The 16,573-nt window shown below is 37.6% G+C and carries 12 protein-coding genes; 7 read left to right on the top strand and 5 right to left on the bottom strand.

Annotation, left to right across the window (positions count from 1 at the left end):
• Positions 1-165 precede the first annotated feature (165 nt).
• A complete protein-coding gene (locus tag P4L16_03675) occupies positions 166-444 on the bottom strand; it encodes an AAA family ATPase (GenBank protein MDR3624225.1) in 279 nt (92 codons plus the stop codon).
• 132 nt (positions 445-576) lie between these two features.
• Between P4L16_03675 and P4L16_03670 the strand changes: the two genes are divergently transcribed.
• Complete coding sequence (locus P4L16_03670; protein ID MDR3624224.1) at positions 577-2,484, top strand: hypothetical protein; 1,908 nt, start codon at positions 577-579, stop codon at positions 2,482-2,484.
• A 15-nt stretch (positions 2,485-2,499) separates the two neighbouring features.
• Here P4L16_03670 and ftsH read toward each other — a convergent pair whose 3' ends face one another.
• The 4 genes from ftsH to P4L16_03650 all read right to left on the bottom strand — a co-directional run bounded on the left by ftsH (position 2,500) and on the right by P4L16_03650 (position 7,319).
• On the bottom strand, positions 2,500-5,226 hold the full coding sequence (gene ftsH / locus P4L16_03665; protein MDR3624223.1) for an ATP-dependent zinc metalloprotease FtsH: 2,727 nt from the start codon (positions 5,224-5,226) through the stop codon (positions 2,500-2,502).
• A 31-nt stretch (positions 5,227-5,257) separates the two neighbouring features.
• On the bottom strand, positions 5,258-6,616 hold the full coding sequence (tilS, locus tag P4L16_03660; protein ID MDR3624222.1) for a tRNA lysidine(34) synthetase TilS: 1,359 nt from the start codon (positions 6,614-6,616) through the stop codon (positions 5,258-5,260).
• Positions 6,617-6,625: 9 nt separating this feature from the next.
• Positions 6,626-6,970, bottom strand: a complete 345-nt coding sequence (locus tag P4L16_03655; protein ID MDR3624221.1) for a DUF4339 domain-containing protein — start codon at positions 6,968-6,970, stop codon at positions 6,626-6,628.
• A 133-nt stretch (positions 6,971-7,103) separates the two neighbouring features.
• Positions 7,104-7,319 (bottom strand): hypothetical protein, encoded by a 216-nt coding sequence (locus P4L16_03650; protein ID MDR3624220.1) that lies wholly within the window; start codon positions 7,317-7,319, stop codon positions 7,104-7,106.
• 213 nt (positions 7,320-7,532) lie between these two features.
• Between P4L16_03650 and P4L16_03645 the strand changes: the two genes are divergently transcribed.
• Genes P4L16_03645 through P4L16_03620 form a run of 6 tightly spaced genes read left to right on the top strand, consistent with a single transcriptional unit; the run spans position 7,533 to position 16,208 of the window.
• Positions 7,533-8,666, top strand: a complete 1,134-nt coding sequence (locus tag P4L16_03645; protein MDR3624219.1) for an LptF/LptG family permease — start codon at positions 7,533-7,535, stop codon at positions 8,664-8,666.
• Positions 8,663-9,745 (top strand): LptF/LptG family permease, encoded by a 1,083-nt coding sequence (locus tag P4L16_03640; protein MDR3624218.1) that lies wholly within the window; start codon positions 8,663-8,665, stop codon positions 9,743-9,745. The genes P4L16_03645 and P4L16_03640 overlap by 4 nt, the downstream gene beginning before the upstream one ends.
• 2 nt (positions 9,746-9,747) lie before the next feature.
• Entirely contained in the window at positions 9,748-12,156 is a 2,409-nt protein-coding gene (alr, locus tag P4L16_03635) for an alanine racemase (GenBank protein MDR3624217.1), read from the top strand.
• On the top strand, positions 12,146-13,147 hold the full coding sequence (locus P4L16_03630) for a membrane dipeptidase (GenBank protein ID MDR3624216.1): 1,002 nt from the start codon (positions 12,146-12,148) through the stop codon (positions 13,145-13,147). Before alr ends, P4L16_03630 begins: the two co-directional genes overlap by 11 nt.
• Positions 13,137-14,660, top strand: a complete 1,524-nt coding sequence (locus P4L16_03625) for a carboxypeptidase M32 (protein ID MDR3624215.1) — start codon at positions 13,137-13,139, stop codon at positions 14,658-14,660. The genes P4L16_03630 and P4L16_03625 overlap by 11 nt, the downstream gene beginning before the upstream one ends.
• A gap of 6 nt (positions 14,661-14,666) precedes the next feature.
• Entirely contained in the window at positions 14,667-16,208 is a 1,542-nt protein-coding gene (locus P4L16_03620; protein MDR3624214.1) for a protein kinase, read from the top strand.
• The last annotated feature ends 365 nt before the right edge of the window (positions 16,209-16,573 follow it).

The raw sequence follows: 16,573 nt of genomic DNA, 5'->3' as shown, positions 1-16,573 counted from the left end.
ATAATTTTATAAGACAAATCGTTATGTATAAAAGCACTCTCCGTGTCTCTGTGGCTCCGTGTTTCATTTATTTTCGTTAGAGTCATTCCTATTCCTAATATACAACCCAAAAAACCAGCTTTAAATTTTAATGAACAAGAGCTTAAGTTATTAACAATAACCTAGTTAAAAATCGAGCTGACGTTTAATAAAAGAGAGAAGTGATGGCACATATTGAATCTTATCTATGATAAGAGGAGAGGGATAGGTTGCAAGAAAAAGATTTGGATCCTTTAAAGCCAAATCACGCACTAAAATATCATCAAAGGTCACATAGTGATAGTTTTGCAGCACCTGTTGCAGAAGAGTAGATTTACCCGCTTGCCTTGGGCCCGTGACAATAACAACAGGAAATTGGCTTAAAGCATCTTTTAAAGGCTTTTCTAATAATCTATGAACATACATAACCTCATTGCACTCCAATAATCATGCAATTTCAAGATTTAATCTTGAAATTGCATGATTACATGAAATTTATATAATCTTAACAATTATTCCATAGAATGTGCCCTCTTGATTTTACAAAAGACCAATAGAATGAACGGCCTAATAACCATCAATAAATCCACCTACAACATAAATACCGCTGTGCAGCATCTTGGCCCAAAAGATCTACAAGAACATACCATTCTTCGATGGTCCGGACTTATAAAGTTCGCTGCATTAAACCTTATAATAGAAATTTTCAGACTTTATAATTATATTTTTGGAGACCATCTCTGGTACGACAACAATACCGGACGCATGATTGTACACCATTACAATAACTTAAGCGATAACGATCCAAAAGTACTAGATCCCATTCTTATCGGTACAATTTCTCATCTCTATCATCAACTTGGATTTCGAAGTAAAGACACTCACTCTTCTTGCCAGTCCGGCCTTGAAAACCCCCTTAAAATTTGGGATACACGACTTGCTCGCCTTAAAGGAATAGAAAACCCTGCAGAGCAAAACAAAGCGAATCCCAATCTAACCTCTCCAGAGTCTTTAGCTCTCTTTCACCGTTTTAATAAAGATATGTTATCTGAAATATTCAAATTTATCTCTATAACTGGAAGGCAATCTCTAAAACTAAATCGACTCTTCCGCCTAGCAGTTGCGCAAACAGATGAAGCTACAAAAGTTCTTGATCTAAGTGCAAGACCCCTAAAACTTGTAAAAATACCCCTTATCCTTCACCGATTTCCACACATTACAAACATTAGCATCAAACTATCTGGCAGTCCCAAAATAACAGGTTTTTTGGGAAACAATCGCATACAAGGCATGTTCTATACCGACAGTTACTTACACATTATTGCAGACCATTTCAAAAAATCTAGCGGCATAACTATTGACAGGCTAGAAATTGTGCCTAATGGAATTCAAGCAACTGACAAGGGACTTGCCAAACTTGCAGACATGAGTGTCAAAACCCTCAAACTTCAAGAGCATGTTACTCAACTAGCACTTAGTTCTCTTGTTAACCTTGAAGAGCTTGATCTTACAGGCACATACGCTATTGGGCAGGCAAATCGCAAAATTGCAATCGCAACTACCACATTCACAGGCATTCCCACTCTTCGAATACTCAACCTTTCAAAAACATGCATTAACGATATTAATGTAACCCACCTAGCGAACATGCAATCTCTTACCCATCTTGACCTTTCAGAAACAAACATTACGGGAACAGGGTTTGCTCATTTTCAAGCTCCTCTTAAAAATCTTCAACTAACTAAATGCCAGCGCTTAACGCTAGAGGGAATGCAAGCTATTAGCGCACTCGACCTTGAAATGCTCGGGGCATCAGAAACAAAGCTTGCTGATCAACAGATTGAACCTCTCATGCAGATGCTCTCTCTTAGGGTTCTTAAACTGGCAGGAGCACGTATCACTGGCACAGGACTTACACATCTTACAGCCCCTCTTGAGGAGATCGATCTATCAAGTACAGGCATTAATGACAATGCTCTCATCCCCCTTGCAAATACAAATTCTCTTAAAAAAATTAATATAAGCGGATGTCCCAAAGTAACTGACATTGGTGTTGGGCTCTTGGGTCTCTTAAATCTTGATGTACTCAACCTATCAAGGACACAAATCCATGGAGAGGGATTTCAACTCTTCAATCCTATTGGAGCACTAGATATCTCAGACTGTTACAACATTACTAACCGCTCTTTTCTATCTCTTCCACCTATTAAAAATCTCAATACAAGTAGATGTTTCAACTTAAATGATTCAGCTATTTCTTACTTAAGAGCTATGCCAAAACTTAAAATACTCAACATAACTAGTTCTCAAGTAACCCATTTTAGCCTTTTATCAATTGCGACTATGCCTTCTATAAGAAAATTATTTCTTGGCAGCAACATCCCTTCCGAGGTTATTATTTCCTACTTTAGAGGATCATCTCTTGAAGAGGTTAACATCAATGGTAAAAGCTTCTCTCCTTTTTAAATCTGAGTTTTGGATTTAAACGCTCTCCACAGGTAATGGTGGTGGTGGTGGAGGCGTTGTTGGGCCTTGTTTCTTTTGCAAGTCAAGTTCTGCTTTTAACTTGCCCCTCTTTTCTTCTATGTCCCAAGTACCATCAAGGATCTTTTTAACGTCGTCGCTGTCAAGAGTCTCAAATTCAATGAGCATTTTTGCCATCAAATCCACTTGAGCTGTATGTTCATTAATAATGTCTATAGCCCTTTTGTGTGCTGCATCCGTTATGATGCGCACCTGTTCATCAATTGCTTTTGCAGTCTCATCAGAATAATTTTTCTCACTTGTAGACATACCAAGGTATTGGCCACTCTCACCTTTTTTCTCATAAGCAACAAGGCCTAAAACCTCGCTCATGCCCCATTCACACACCATACTTCTAGCAATGTATGTCGCTTGAGTTATATCTTGCTGCGCACCACTAGAGACATCCTTGATAAAGATCTCCTCTGCACACCTGCCGCCCATAATCACTGCTAGCTGATCTAGTAGTTCCTGCTTCCAGTAACTCACGCGATTTTTTCTTGGTAAAAAGTGTGTGGCTCCAAGTGATAAGCCCCTTGGAATAATTGTCACCTTTTCAACAGGATCTGCATGCTTTACAACAAGGCCCACAATTGCATGTCCAGACTCATGATAAGCTGTTGTCTTCTTTTCATTTTCATCCAGCTCTAAACTGCGCCTTTGCTTGCCGTAGCGCACTTTATCAGAAGCTTCGTTTACATCTTGAGCGCCCACTGCAGACTTACCTTTTCTTGCAGCAAGTAAAGCCGCCTCGTTTAAAACGTTTGCAAGGTCTGCACCCGATGAACCAGGTGTTGCTCTTGCAAGCAGCATAAGATCCACTGTAGGGTCAATTTTAATCTTTCTTGCATGAACTTTTAAAATTTCATAGCGTCCTTTAATGTCTGGAAGATCGATAATCACTCGTCTGTCAAAGCGGCCAGGGCGCAAAAGTGCTTTATCCAACACATCAGGACGGTTTGTTGCTGCCATCAGAATAACGCCCTCATTCGTATCAAAACCATCCATCTCTACAAGAAGCTGATTTAGTGTCTGCTCTCGCTCATCATGGCCACCACCAATACCAGCACCTCTATGACGCCCTACAGCATCAATCTCATCCATAAAGATCAAACAAGGAGCATTTTTCTTTGCCTGATCAAACATATCGCGAATACGGCTTGCTCCAACACCTACAAACATTTCAACAAAGTCAGAACCTGAAATAGAAAAGAAAGGACGATCAGCCTCTCCTGCAACTGCCTTTGCAAGTAATGTCTTGCCAGTACCAGGAGCACCCACGCACAATACCCCTTTAGGAATTTTTGCTCCAAGAGCTGTAAATTTTGTAGGGTTTTTCAAAAAGTCTACAATCTCTTGCAATTCCTCTTTTGCCTCGTCAATCCCAGCAACATCTTTAAATGTAACTTTCGTGTTACTCTTGTTTAAAAGCTTGGCAGGCGACTTGCCAAAATTCATAGCACCACCACCCATGCCCTTCATCTGGCGAGAAAATACAAAATAGAGAAGGAACACAACCAATATGACAGGAAGTATCGTAAGAATATAACTTAGATAGTTAGGTGCTGGCTCTTCGCTTTTAAAGGTTTTCTCCAAAACTAGGTTAAGAGGCTGATCAGGCGCTCTAAAGAGTTCTCCTTTGTTGATAGCAAAATTATCCCATTCCTCTTTTGCATCCGCAAACCATCTACCAAACGCTTCACCATCTTGCTTTTCCAAAGCTCTTGTAGAAAACTGTTGGTTATTAAAAAACCAGATAACATTTGTAACTGATTGTCTTGCCTTATCTAATTGCGCATTATTTTGCTCTAAATTCTCTTGTGTTTCTGTATACTGTTCTATCTCATCTCGATAGCTACGAACAGACCGTAACTGGTTAAGGCGCATGCCAGAAGAGACTTGAGACAATTCTGTGATAATTGATTGCAGCGAAGTAAGTGCTTTTTGATAAACTGCAAGCTTTTCTTGTGCAGTGATATCTTTATTGTTATTGATAGCAGAGACATCTTGAAAGAGCGTCTTTAAATTCTGCTTCATTGTGTCATTACCAATTCCTAGTAAGGGAGATCTAAATGACTGTATTACTCCAACAACTTCTGTACCTAGCGTATCTACTGCAGACAAAGTTTCACTCTTCTCAAGAGATGTAAGTTTTTCTTGTAATGCAGGAACGCTCTCTATGGGCTTTTTAGAAAGTGATGTAATAATAATATGGTTTTCTCTCTCTGGCGTATCAAAAGAGTCTTCGACAATCTTATAACCATCTTGAGGAAGCGGGATACCACTCAAATGCAAATACCAATCTGCCGCTTCTTTAACCGTCGTCTGAAGGGCATTTAGATCATCAAGCTCTTGATCCTTTAAAGCATTCAGACCATGGTTTTGGTTGAGAAGCTCTAAAAACTTGAAACGTTTCTTCCCCTCTTCTGTTTCATTTGTTCTAAATTTTCCACTAAATGTAACTAGGTTGTCATTGAGAGCAATCTTTCTACTATCTTCTGGTTGTATTAAATCCAAATTTACAAGGTGTTCTAGCTGATAGCTAAAAGAGACTTTAGCCATTTTAGTTCCCATGTAATTCTGTACGATGACAACTACTAAGACTGCCATCAATAAGAAGAAAAAGAAACTAGCCGGGAAGTTCTTTTTAGTAGGATCTTGCTTAAGGTTATTATCATTTGCCATATTCTATTGCATCCATCTTCGACGTAAAATTTTATATTTTTGAGAGGATATCAGATTCATTGATTTGGATTAAAGAAATATGCAAGTATTCTTCGCAATCTTGATCATTTGAGGCTCCACTCAAAAATTCCCTACAAATTTTGCTTCCTTGTTTAACAACGGGCACACAAGAACGTAAAAAAGCGGGAACCTTATGTTTATTCCACCAAACATCAAGAGAGGTCTTATTTTCAAGATAAATCTCATTAACATTTGGAAAAGCAAGAGTATATTTTCCTAGAGGAAGCACTACATCCACACTTCCTTGCCATACAAATTGCCAGCTAGCCTTTTCTAATTCTTTGTTAGATACCCTTTTAACGATAACTTTCCAATTTCCAAGATAGACTCCATCTTCCAGCTCTACTGAGCTCTGCTTGCTATCCATCATAATTTCTAAAAAACCTCTATGCACAACAAACAGGTATCCTCTATCTATAAACCAAGTGCACTCCTTTGTTTCCACTCTCTTATTAGCAACATGCCGTTCTAATAAATCTAAGATGGCTTCTAAAACATGGTGTGTGAGCATTACATTTAGGCTTTTAGCAATCCTTCTAATAAGATGACTTTGTTCTAGGCGCAACTTTACCAAATTAAGATCCAGATACATACCAAAAGAACTTACAACCCTCTTGTCCCACAACTCATTTGTTTTTACATCTAAATAGTCACACAAAGTTTTTGCTTCTTGTCCCAAGCGAACAAGAGAACTTGCAATTTGTTTACCAAACTGCAATTCAAGCGTAGGAAAGATTAAAGTTCTCATACGCCCTCTTAAAAACTTAGGATCTAAATTTGTCTCATCCATAATTGCAGTGATATGCAGTTCATCTAAAAAACTCTGAATTTCTTTTTTTCGCACACTTAAAAAAGGGCGCCAGAGCTGCATAGAATTAAATGAAGAATTCTCTTGCATTGCACATAGATGCATCAAGCTTGCATTTTCTAAAAGCCTCTTTAAAACCGTTTCAGCTTGATCATCAGCATGGTGGCCTAAAACTACTGCTTGAAACATATGCTTTACATGTAACTCTTCAAAAAATAGAAAGCGCTCTTTTCTACAAGCATCTTCTAAATTTCCAGAAAGTATGCAAGGATCAAGAGTCTTTAGATAAAAAGGCACCTTTTTTGCCTCTACATACTCTTTTAAATGCAAGGCCTGCACTTTACTTTGCAAGCGCCAACCATGATCAACATGTGCAACATGTAGTTCAAAAGGCTTTTTCTCTCTATATTCTATCAACAAATGAAAGAGTGCAAGGGAATCTGGACCTCCCGACAAAGCAAGCAACAAGGGGCGAGAATAATCTAAATGAATATCTAAAAAATTATATATTTTCTTCTGCATTTAATGGACCTATTTTCGAAAAATCCAAAAAATTGCCCAAAGCAAAAGCACAATCAAAAGTAATACGATAAAATCGACGAAGGGGCCAGGAGCAGAGGAGTGCTCTTGTGTGATTATACCATCTTTTGACCACTTCAAAGAAGAATCTTCTTCCTCTTCGCGCTCCTTTTCTTTTTCGTCTTTAAAGAGCTCTTTAAACTCCTTGTAACTTTTGATAGGAGCAAACTCTTTCGAGCCTTCCTTTCTTGCAAGAGTATCAGGAGTTATTCTAGCATCCATTTTTAACTCTTTAAACGTGAAGGGACCTTCTTCTATCCCTCCCATCAAAATATACCATTTAGTAGACCCAAACAATTTTATATACACCACAAATAAAGAATTGTTGATATGCCCATGCTCGCGTTACTATACAAGTTCAAGAATTAATTTATGTGTATACACAAACAAGTTCAAGAATTGTTTGTGTATATCTTTGGTCTGACCATTTTTATTTCCTCCCAAAAGTAACAATACTTGACTCACAGGAATTAGAGAATAATAAATCCTCCTCCCATTGTCCCTCCGAAGTTCCCAAACAGACTCTCTTACTTATTTTATGATCCGCAAAGTACCCCTCCTCTCTAATTTTAGAGAGGCGCTTAGCAATCTGAACACGAGATCTAGCGGTTTCTTCTCCTAGCCACTCCTCAAATTCTTCAGTCATCAAAATTTTGTTTTTTCATCTTTATTGTACTATACACAGAACAATTCATCCACTCTAAAAACAACCTGAGCCCAAAGTTTTACTCTAATAATCTTAAAACTTCCAATTATATTTTCCATTGATACCCCCCTTTTTTATCGTAAATTTTCCAAGCTTTTTTCTCTTACTTCCTGTAGAATGATCTCTTTTAAAGCATCACCTTGAAGGGTTGATATGCCTATTTTTTGGCGCTACCTCCTAAGCCATTACTTAAAAGTATTTGTTCTTTCTGTTATTGCCTTCATTTTTTTACTTGTTATTTCTAGGTTGCATGAAACTGCAAGCTTTGCATCTCTTGGGGCGCCCCTACAGGCTCTTTTTTATTTTATCCTGTATCAGTTTCCCTATATTTTACCCGTAGCCATACCCATATCTTGTCTTCTGTCTGCCCTTTTGCTCATGCAAAAACTCTCTCGAGAGCATGAGTTTATTGCCTTTAGAGCACTTGGAAAAAGTCTGCCTTCAATCATTGCCCCCTTGCTTGTCGCATCTGCGCTTCTCTCATTTTTAAATTTTTATATTGTTTCAGAGGTTGCAACCAACTCGCACCTCGCATCAAAACAAATGGTACAAGAGCTCTCTTCCCTAAATCCATTAGCTCTCTTAAAAAACAAATCCTTTTTAAAAAGAAGAGATGCTTTTATTAAAGCTGGCTCAACAAAGGCCGGAAGATCTGCAAAAGACGTCATCGTTGCTGTACACCAAAAAGATGCTGCTAGGTTATCTCTCTTTTTTGCAAAAAAACTAGAGCTTATCAACACAGACCTCACAGGAAGCCATGTTTCATTCATCTCTAGCTTGCCAGTTACAGATGCTTTTGATCATCTCATCATTGAAAATCAGCAAGAGACAAAAACACCTGCAACAGAATTTACAGGGCTCTTAAAAAAAACAACAGCCCGCATCTGCCCAGACCACTTGCATATGCGCTTTCTACTTGCAAGACTCATCTCAGAAAAAAAATCTTTAAAAATTGCCAAGAAAGAAAATACAAAAGATCAAAAAACACTCAAAAATATTGTCAATAGTTGCTACTCAGAGCTTGCAAGACGCATCAATATGGGGCTTGCACCCTTCGTCTTTACGCTAATGGGAGTATCTTTTGGCATCGAAATTAGCAGAAAAAAAGTAAAAAAGAACATCATCATCGTAAGCCTTCTTGCAGCCTTTTCATTTGCCACTTTCTTTCTTGCAAAAAGTCTTGCAACAAACGCTCTGTTATCTTCATTCATCTATTGCTTCCCTCTATTACTCATCATAACATACAGTTTGTGGACCCTCAAGCGTATTAACCGAGGCATCGAATGATCCTAACAAAAATTTGGCAGCGCTACATCTTTAAAGAGGCTCTAAAAGTATTCCTATTCTTTATTATCGGATTTTACTTTCTCTATGTGTTGATAGACTACTCTGTACATGTAAAAAACTTTACCTATGCACGCTTTTCTATCTTAGATTTAAGCTACTACTATTCCAGTCATTTCACTAAACGAGCAGGCATCATCATTCCCTTCGCCCTTATGCTTGCAACGATAAAAGTGCTCTCTTCTCTCAACAACAAAAGAGAACTTGTAGCTCTATCTGCAGGGGGATTATCCTTCAATACTATCTTACGTCCTCTTTTTCTCTTTGCCTTTCTTTGTATGACTCTTCTCTATCTAAACACTGAATTTCTTTTGCCCAACGCAGAAATTTACCTTAAAAATATTGAGAAAGAATATGTCGAAAATAAATTAGACAAAACAACTCCTACACTTTTTACCATTCAAATGAAAGATGGCTCTGTTCTAGTTTACCAAAACTTTGACCCTAAACAAAACCTCTTCTTTGATGTATTTTGGATAAAAGATAGTGATCATATCACACGTATCAAATATCTTGAACTAGATGGAACTGTTCCCAAAGGAAGATATGTAGATGTACTGGTTAGAAACAAAAATAATCAACTATCACTGCAACACTCTTTTGAAGAGACTACCTTTCCAACGCTGCACCCAGAAGAGGAAGCGATTCAAGAATCCATTATACCTATTTCAGGAGAGTCTTTAACAGAGCTTTTTACAGAGATTTATCATAGCCACAAAAAGCCCCTAGAAGAGAAGGGTGAACTTATTGCCCATTTTTCTTATAAGCTTCTCATGCCCCTCATTACACTTGCAGTTGTTTTAATACCAGCGCCTTATTGCATGCGCTTTAGCAGAAATTTACCTCTCTTTTTTATTTACTGTGTTTCCATATTTGGCTTCGTAGTTATGATCACACTCATGGATGCTGCCTTTATCGTCGCAGAAAATCAACTTTTACCTCCTTTTATCACTATTTTATTACCAATAATTGTCATCTACTCTATAGCTATTTATCACTACGCTCTTTTACATAAAAACTAAGTATGGATACATTTGATCTTAGAAAATGGGAACATTTCAAAGGAAAAGATCCTCTCATTGACCAAATTACTATTGACTCAAGGCTCATTGAATCAAAAAATGCAATTTTTGTAGCCCTTCCAGGAACAATCCATGATGGACATAGCTTCGTAAACGATGCCCTAAAAAGAGGTGCCAAATACGTTCTTGTCAAAAAAGAGTATCCAGATACTCACCCCTCATTAATCAAAGTTCAAAACCCTCTAAGATCCCTTCAAGAACTTGCTGCAATCTATCGAAGCGAAAAAAAAACAGATGTTATTGCCATCACAGGCTCATATGGCAAGACGATGGTTAAAGATTTTCTCTATTTTATTTTAAAAAAGAAAAAACAAGTTACAGCTTCCCCAGAAAGCTTTAATAGCCAAATTGGAGTTGCTTTAAGCTTACTACAAATCTCTCAAACACACGAAATTGCCCTCATCGAGGCTGGTATTTCAGAACCTGGAGATATGGATCATCTCCTTACCATGATTAAACCCACTCACTCCATTTTAACTACAACTAAAGACATCCCCGACATACTTATAAAGGAAAAATCCAAACTTCTTCAATCCATTCTTAAAGGCAACTGGCTCTTATTTCCAAACGAGCCTCTATTAAATTTGCATTTACAAACAGCTCAAGGTAATAAATTACATTGGAACAATAATTTTTCTTCCCTACCTTTTGCTAAGCAAACAAGCCTATCAGATAGACATCTTGCCTTTCAAATTACATTTCCAAGTAAAGCGGTCTATAACTACTTGTGGAGCCATCCATTTCCTCATGCTATGGATCTTATCAATATTACGCTAAAAGCAAGCATGCTATTTGGTTTAAAAGAAGAGGATATCGCTCTTGCTATAAAAGAATATACGCCAGAGCCTATGCAGACAGAAATTTGGAGATCTCCCCTTGGAACACTCTTTATCAACGATGCTTATTCCGCAGATCCTATGTCTGTAGATCTTGCTATTAAAAAGCTCAATTTATTTACGAACCCATCTTCTGGAAAAAAATTCTTTATCTTCGAGGGAATTAGAAATGAAGGATCTTATTCTCCAATGCAGGCAAAAAAAATTGCAGAGTCCATTAAAGATGCTAATTTATCTCTGGTACTTACAGGAACGGGTCATGACATTCTCATGTCTTTACTTAATCATCCTTTTAATACCTATCAAACACCAGAAGATGCAATTCACGCCCTCTACCCTCATCTTACTAAAGAGGATACTGTACTCATCCAGGGACCAAACAAAAAGCATATTTTAGATATTACAGATCAATTTAAAGATATGCCCTGCAACAACCATTTAACTATCAACTTAAGCCACATAGAAAGTAACCTCAAAACATTTAAAGACACGCGTGTTCTCTGTATGGTAAAAGCCAATGCTTACGGAACAGACCCTGTCATTTTATCTAAGTTTTTACAAAAGTGCGGTGTGGATATTTTAGGTGTTGCTCACCCAGATGAGGCCATTTTCTTGAAAAGGCAAAATATTAATACATCCATCTTTGTCATACATGCAGCTCTTTATGAACTTGAAAAGATTGTCAACTGGGAGTTTGAACTAGCTGTTAGCTCACTAGATACAATCCAAAGGCTAGACACTCTTGCTCACACACAAAATAAAAAAATTAAAGTACACCTACACATCGACACAGGCATGAGCAGGCTTGGTTGCAGAGAAACAGATGCTCTTTTCTTGGCAAAAGAGATACAAAACTCACAAGCATTGATTTTAGAAGGTGTCATGACGCACTTTGCATGCTCTGATATGGAAGAGCATGACGCATTTACAAAATCTCAAGTAACTCGCTTTAGATACTGTGTAGATACGCTTTCAAAAGAAGGAATTCATCCAAAATGGATTCATGCCGCAAATTCAAGTGGAGCTCTTCGCACCTTTTTTCCAGAGGGCAACATGATAAGGCCAGGACTTGCTCTTTTTGGTCTTGTAAAATCCTCTCTAAAACCCGCATTATCTCTATCTTCTCGTATTGTTGGCATCAACTACTGTGATGCTGGAGATACAATTAGCTATGGAAGAAATTATCTAATCAAGCAAAATAATGCAAAAATTGCTGTTGTCCCACTTGGCTATTTTGATGGTCTACATAGACATTTTAGCGGCAAGGGTCATGTCCTTATAAAAGGACAAAAGGCTGCAATGGCAGGAAATATCTGTATGGATTTTATGATGGTTGATGTATCTCACATCGAAGATGTCTCTGTTGGAGACTCCGTGCTTATCTTTGGCGAAGATGCCCATGGAAATACCATTTCTTTAGAAGATGTTGCCACACGTTGTGGCACAAATGTTCATGAACTAATTACATGCATGGGACCTCGCATCCAAAGAGTCTTTATCGAATATGAACACTAATCCATACCTCGTTGCAGACCTACATTGTGATCTTCTTACGTTTTTGGCAAGAAATCCTAATCGCACATTTTTGGATCATAGAGCGCGTAGTTCCTATCCTCAGCTACTAAAAGGAGGCGTAAAAGTACAAACTCTTGCCATATACACAAATACGGAAAAAGGATCTGTAAAAAAAGCACTTACGCAAGTACACGTTTTTAATACCCTTTTAGAAAGATTTCCTCTTTATTTTTCTAGAAAACGCTCTACCAAAGAAAAAACAATTACCCTCCTTCCTGCATTTGAAAATGCATCTTGCTTTCTTGAGGAGGATGAGCCTCTAGAGCATGGATTAAACCGTTTAGAAGAACTCCACAAAAAATTGGGAATAATTTTATACATAAGCCTTACTTGGAATGGCGAAAATCGCTTAGGTGGAGGATGTGGCTCTAAAATGGGCTTAAAAGAAGATGGAAAACAATTGCTTTTATGGATGAACAAAAAGAAAATCGCTCTAGACTTGAGTCACAGCTCAGATTTTCTTAGTTTTGATTCCTTAAACTTTATTGACAAGCATGCCCTTCATATTCCCGTCCTTGCAAGTCACTCTAATTTTCGCGCCATTTGCCAAGAAGAGCGAAATCTTCCAGACTCCCTTGCAAAGGAGATTATCAGACGTAAAGGACTTATCGGCCTTAATTTCTATTCTAAATTCATCGATCAAACTAGATCCAACCCAAAAATGCTCTTTAAACACATTGAACACGCTCTTTCTCTGCAAGGAGATGCATCTCTTGCCTTTGGAGCCGACTTCTTTTATGAACATGACGAATTTCCAGGGGTTGAAAAAAACCCAACAAATGGCTCCTTCTTTGAGGAGTATGCTAATGCATCAAAATACCCTCAAATTCTTTCAACAATGCAACAAACAATGCAACTACCCATATCCCTTATAAAAAAAATTGCATCCGAAAACTTCATTCATTTTTTAGGTAAATCTTATGACTTCTGAAGAACTAAAAACATATCAAAAACTCTCTACTATGGGAAAAGAAACTGCTGTATTAAAAGGCATATCTTCCCTTCTTGAGTGGGATCAAGAGACTTACATGCCAGAAAATTCTTCTGCAGCACGCGCAAGTCAATTAGAGCTTGTTTCTGGCCTTATACATAAAACTGAGACTAATAAACGCTTTGCATCTCTTCTTTCTCAATTAATCCACTTAGAATCTGGAAAAATTATTGCAAAAACTTTAAGTCAAGCCCAAAAGTCCGCTTTAAAAGAATGGAGAAGATCCTATCTTCATGCAACAAAATTACCAACACGTTTTGTTAAAGAATTCGCTAAACTAACATCTAACTCTATGCATATATGGGCACAAGCAAAGCAGGAAAACTCTTTCAAAAAATTTGCTCCTTACTTGAAGCGTATCATTGAAATGTCCAGAGAAAAAGCAGAATACCTTGGCTACAAGGAACACCCTTACGATGCGCTTTTAGACCAATTTGAACCGCATATGACAACAAAATCTGTGCAAGCTCTCTTTTCTGAGTTAAAAAAACCCATTGCAGATCTTCTCAAGAAAATTTCTTCTAAAAAGGTACTAGATACAAGTTTTCTAAAAGGTGATTTTTCTCATGAAACACAAGTACAAGCAGGACTCTATTTTCTAAAGCAGATGAACTATGACTTTAAAAAAGGTCGCCTTGATATTTCTTCCCACCCTTTTTCAATATCTATGCATCCAGATGATTCTCGCATAACAACAAGAATTGATCCTCATAACTTTATGAGTAATATTAGCGCATGCATGCATGAGTATGGACATGCACTCTATGAAATGGGCCTTCCCGCCGAATACTTTGGAACCCCTCTTTGTGAACCCATTTCTCTTGGCATACACGAGAGCCAATCTCGTTTTTGGGAGACTCGTATTGGTCAGTCTAAACCCTTTTGGAGTGCGTACTTTCCCTACTTAAAAGAAACATTTGGCGAACAGCTTACAAAAACCTCTCTTGATATGTTTTATAAAGGCATTAACCTGGTAGAACCCTCTTTCATCCGTACAGATGCAGATGAGGTAACCTACTCTCTTCATGTAATATTGCGCTTCGATCTGGAATATGCTCTCATTGAAGGGTCACTAAAAGTAGAAGATATTCCTGAAGCGTGGAACGCAAAAATGCAAGAGTACTTAGGGATCACACCTAAAACGGACCAAGAAGGTTGTTTGCAAGATGTACATTGGTCCATGGGTAGTTTTGGTTATTTCCCAAGCTATACTCTTGGTAATTTATACGCATCTCACATCTTTTTAGGTTTTGAGAGAGACTTTCCAGACTGGGAGGAGCGTATTGCCAAAAAAGATCTTTCCTTCATTCGTGATTGGCTTAAAATCAACATTCATACGCACGGCAAACACTATAGCTCTATAGAACTCGTAGAAAAAGTTGCAGGCTCTTCATTCAGTGCAAAAGCCTTTATTAACTATCTACAGTCCAAATATTCAGAAATTTATAGGTAATACTTCATGAATCCTGTATACATTGTAGATCCCACTGATAAAAAAACGCTTCTTTATAAAATCAAAGAATGCATTGCCACTGCATCTTTAACTTCTCGCAGGCCTGGAAAATTAAAAAATAGACTTGTTATTCCATATCCCTTTGCTTTTGGTCAAAAAAGTCATATTGCTAAAATTGCCGCCAATATTTTGACAAAAGAAACATTTCAAAGGGAAATGGATTGCTTAAAGAGTTCTTCAAGATTATCTGCTTTTAGGTACTGGGTGCCCGTAACTTTATTTGATCAACATCTAAAGATCAATATTGCAAGTATAGCAAAACGCCTTGATACTCCAAAAGAAGCCATCTACAAGGCAGCAAAAGATGATTGTACAACACCTGGTACCTTTCATCAATTTTTACAAGAAAAAAGTGGGCTCAAGTTTCTTCAAATAGCAACAAACGAGGTTTTTGAACTATCTTCCAGTTCTTGCTTGCAAATCTTTAACTTTGTCAAAACCCAACGCAATGATTTACATACAAGCATTTTAAGATCTTCTCTAAATAGTATTTATATCGGTGCATCAACTGATCTACTATTACCTATTCAAATAAATAGAGATGGCTCTGTTTTTATTCATTTTCCACAGCAACGCCTTCCAAGCCAACGTATTCAACATGATATGTACCTAGCCATCGATTTTGATACAGGAGAGATGTTGATGATTAAACAGCAACGCATTCAGCCAAACTCGCCAGTACCAAGCGCAAGACTTCTAAAAGCTCTTCAAGGGTCAATAAACATTCTAAAATTAAAACAAGCTACCACTGCCCCATGGATAAATAAAGATTTTTTTGTATACTCATACAATACTGATAATTTAGCCGATGCATTAGAACAAAACAAGCTCACAGTAAAAGATGGCTTATATATCATATCAGATATTCTTACAGGATCTGCCTTTCTATCAGATCAAGGGATCGTCCACAGAGATCTCTGCCTTGAAAACATCTATCTTTGCCGGAAAAATAATAGGTTACAAGCCCTTATTGGAGGTTTTGAATCTGCTGGCTTTACAAGCGACAACAATATAACAAAATTCTCTCGTGCAGGAACTCAAGACTTTGGTTCTCCTGAATGGGCAGTAACTGGGCATATATCGTCCTGTTTTGATTCAACTTTCTACAATGAATCACTTGACCATGCAAGTAGTGACAAGCAAGATGCCTGGGCAATTGGCTCTATTATCAGAAAAATAATTGGGCTTCCTTTTCCGATAATAAATATACATCTAAATAATAACTTTACTTTTGTAGCCCCAATAGAAATACACTACTTATTAGAAACGTGTCTTCCCTACATTGAAACAAGTCCTTTGGCTAGTTTAATTTATGATCTAATCAACGATCTTCAGAACGAAAACCCCAATATGCGTCTATCTGCTAAAGAATCTTTACAGAAATATCAAGATCGCATTCAAACTCTATTAAAACTACCTCCAGAAGAGCTTACGCAAGGCTTGTCTCTCCAAGAGCAAAAACTCCCCCTATTCTTGCCTGATAGTTAACCTGGGGCTTTCTTATCATTAACAGCTATTTTATATATTAATTTTGAAGATGATCGTCTTCTACCTTTAAATGAACAAAAGCTCGCAAAATTGGTAGACGCTTTTTACTCACTTTATCCTGAAAACGCTGGTTTTTTGGGTTGTATATTAGGAATAGGAATGACTCTAACGAAAATAAATGAAACACGGAGCCACAGAGACACGGAGAGTGCTTTTATACATAACGGTCCAATTCACCCACATAGGTTACAGTTTGATTCACCAACATAGGTAACAGTTTTGTCTTTATGAGAGATAAAAATTCTAATCTTAAAGACATAAACTGATTCACCAACATAGGTAACACTCCTAAAATAAAGGTCATT

The organism is Chlamydiales bacterium, assembly GCA_031292375.1.
Taxonomy (GTDB): Bacteria; Chlamydiota; Chlamydiia; order Chlamydiales; family VFKH01; genus JARLHF01.
Note: the sequence above shows the minus strand (reverse complement) of the source record. Positions and strands in the feature narration are given on the sequence as shown.

Coding starts and splice junctions, on each gene's coding strand:
- P4L16_03645 (MDR3624219.1), top strand. CDS start 7,533: ATGCCTATTTTTTGGCGCTACCTCCTAAGCCATTACTTAAAAGTATTT.
- P4L16_03630 (MDR3624216.1), top strand. CDS start 12,146: ATGAACACTAATCCATACCTCGTTGCAGACCTACATTGTGATCTTCTT.
- P4L16_03625 (MDR3624215.1), top strand. CDS start 13,137: ATGACTTCTGAAGAACTAAAAACATATCAAAAACTCTCTACTATGGGA.
- P4L16_03675 (MDR3624225.1), bottom strand. CDS start 444: ATGTATGTTCATAGATTATTAGAAAAGCCTTTAAAAGATGCTTTAAGC.
- P4L16_03620 (MDR3624214.1), top strand. CDS start 14,667: ATGAATCCTGTATACATTGTAGATCCCACTGATAAAAAAACGCTTCTT.
- P4L16_03670 (MDR3624224.1), top strand. CDS start 577: ATGAACGGCCTAATAACCATCAATAAATCCACCTACAACATAAATACC.
- alr (MDR3624217.1), top strand. CDS start 9,748: ATGGATACATTTGATCTTAGAAAATGGGAACATTTCAAAGGAAAAGAT.
- P4L16_03640 (MDR3624218.1), top strand. CDS start 8,663: ATGATCCTAACAAAAATTTGGCAGCGCTACATCTTTAAAGAGGCTCTA.
- P4L16_03650 (MDR3624220.1), bottom strand. CDS start 7,319: ATGACTGAAGAATTTGAGGAGTGGCTAGGAGAAGAAACCGCTAGATCT.
- tilS (MDR3624222.1), bottom strand. CDS start 6,616: ATGCAGAAGAAAATATATAATTTTTTAGATATTCATTTAGATTATTCT.
- ftsH (MDR3624223.1), bottom strand. CDS start 5,226: ATGGCAAATGATAATAACCTTAAGCAAGATCCTACTAAAAAGAACTTC.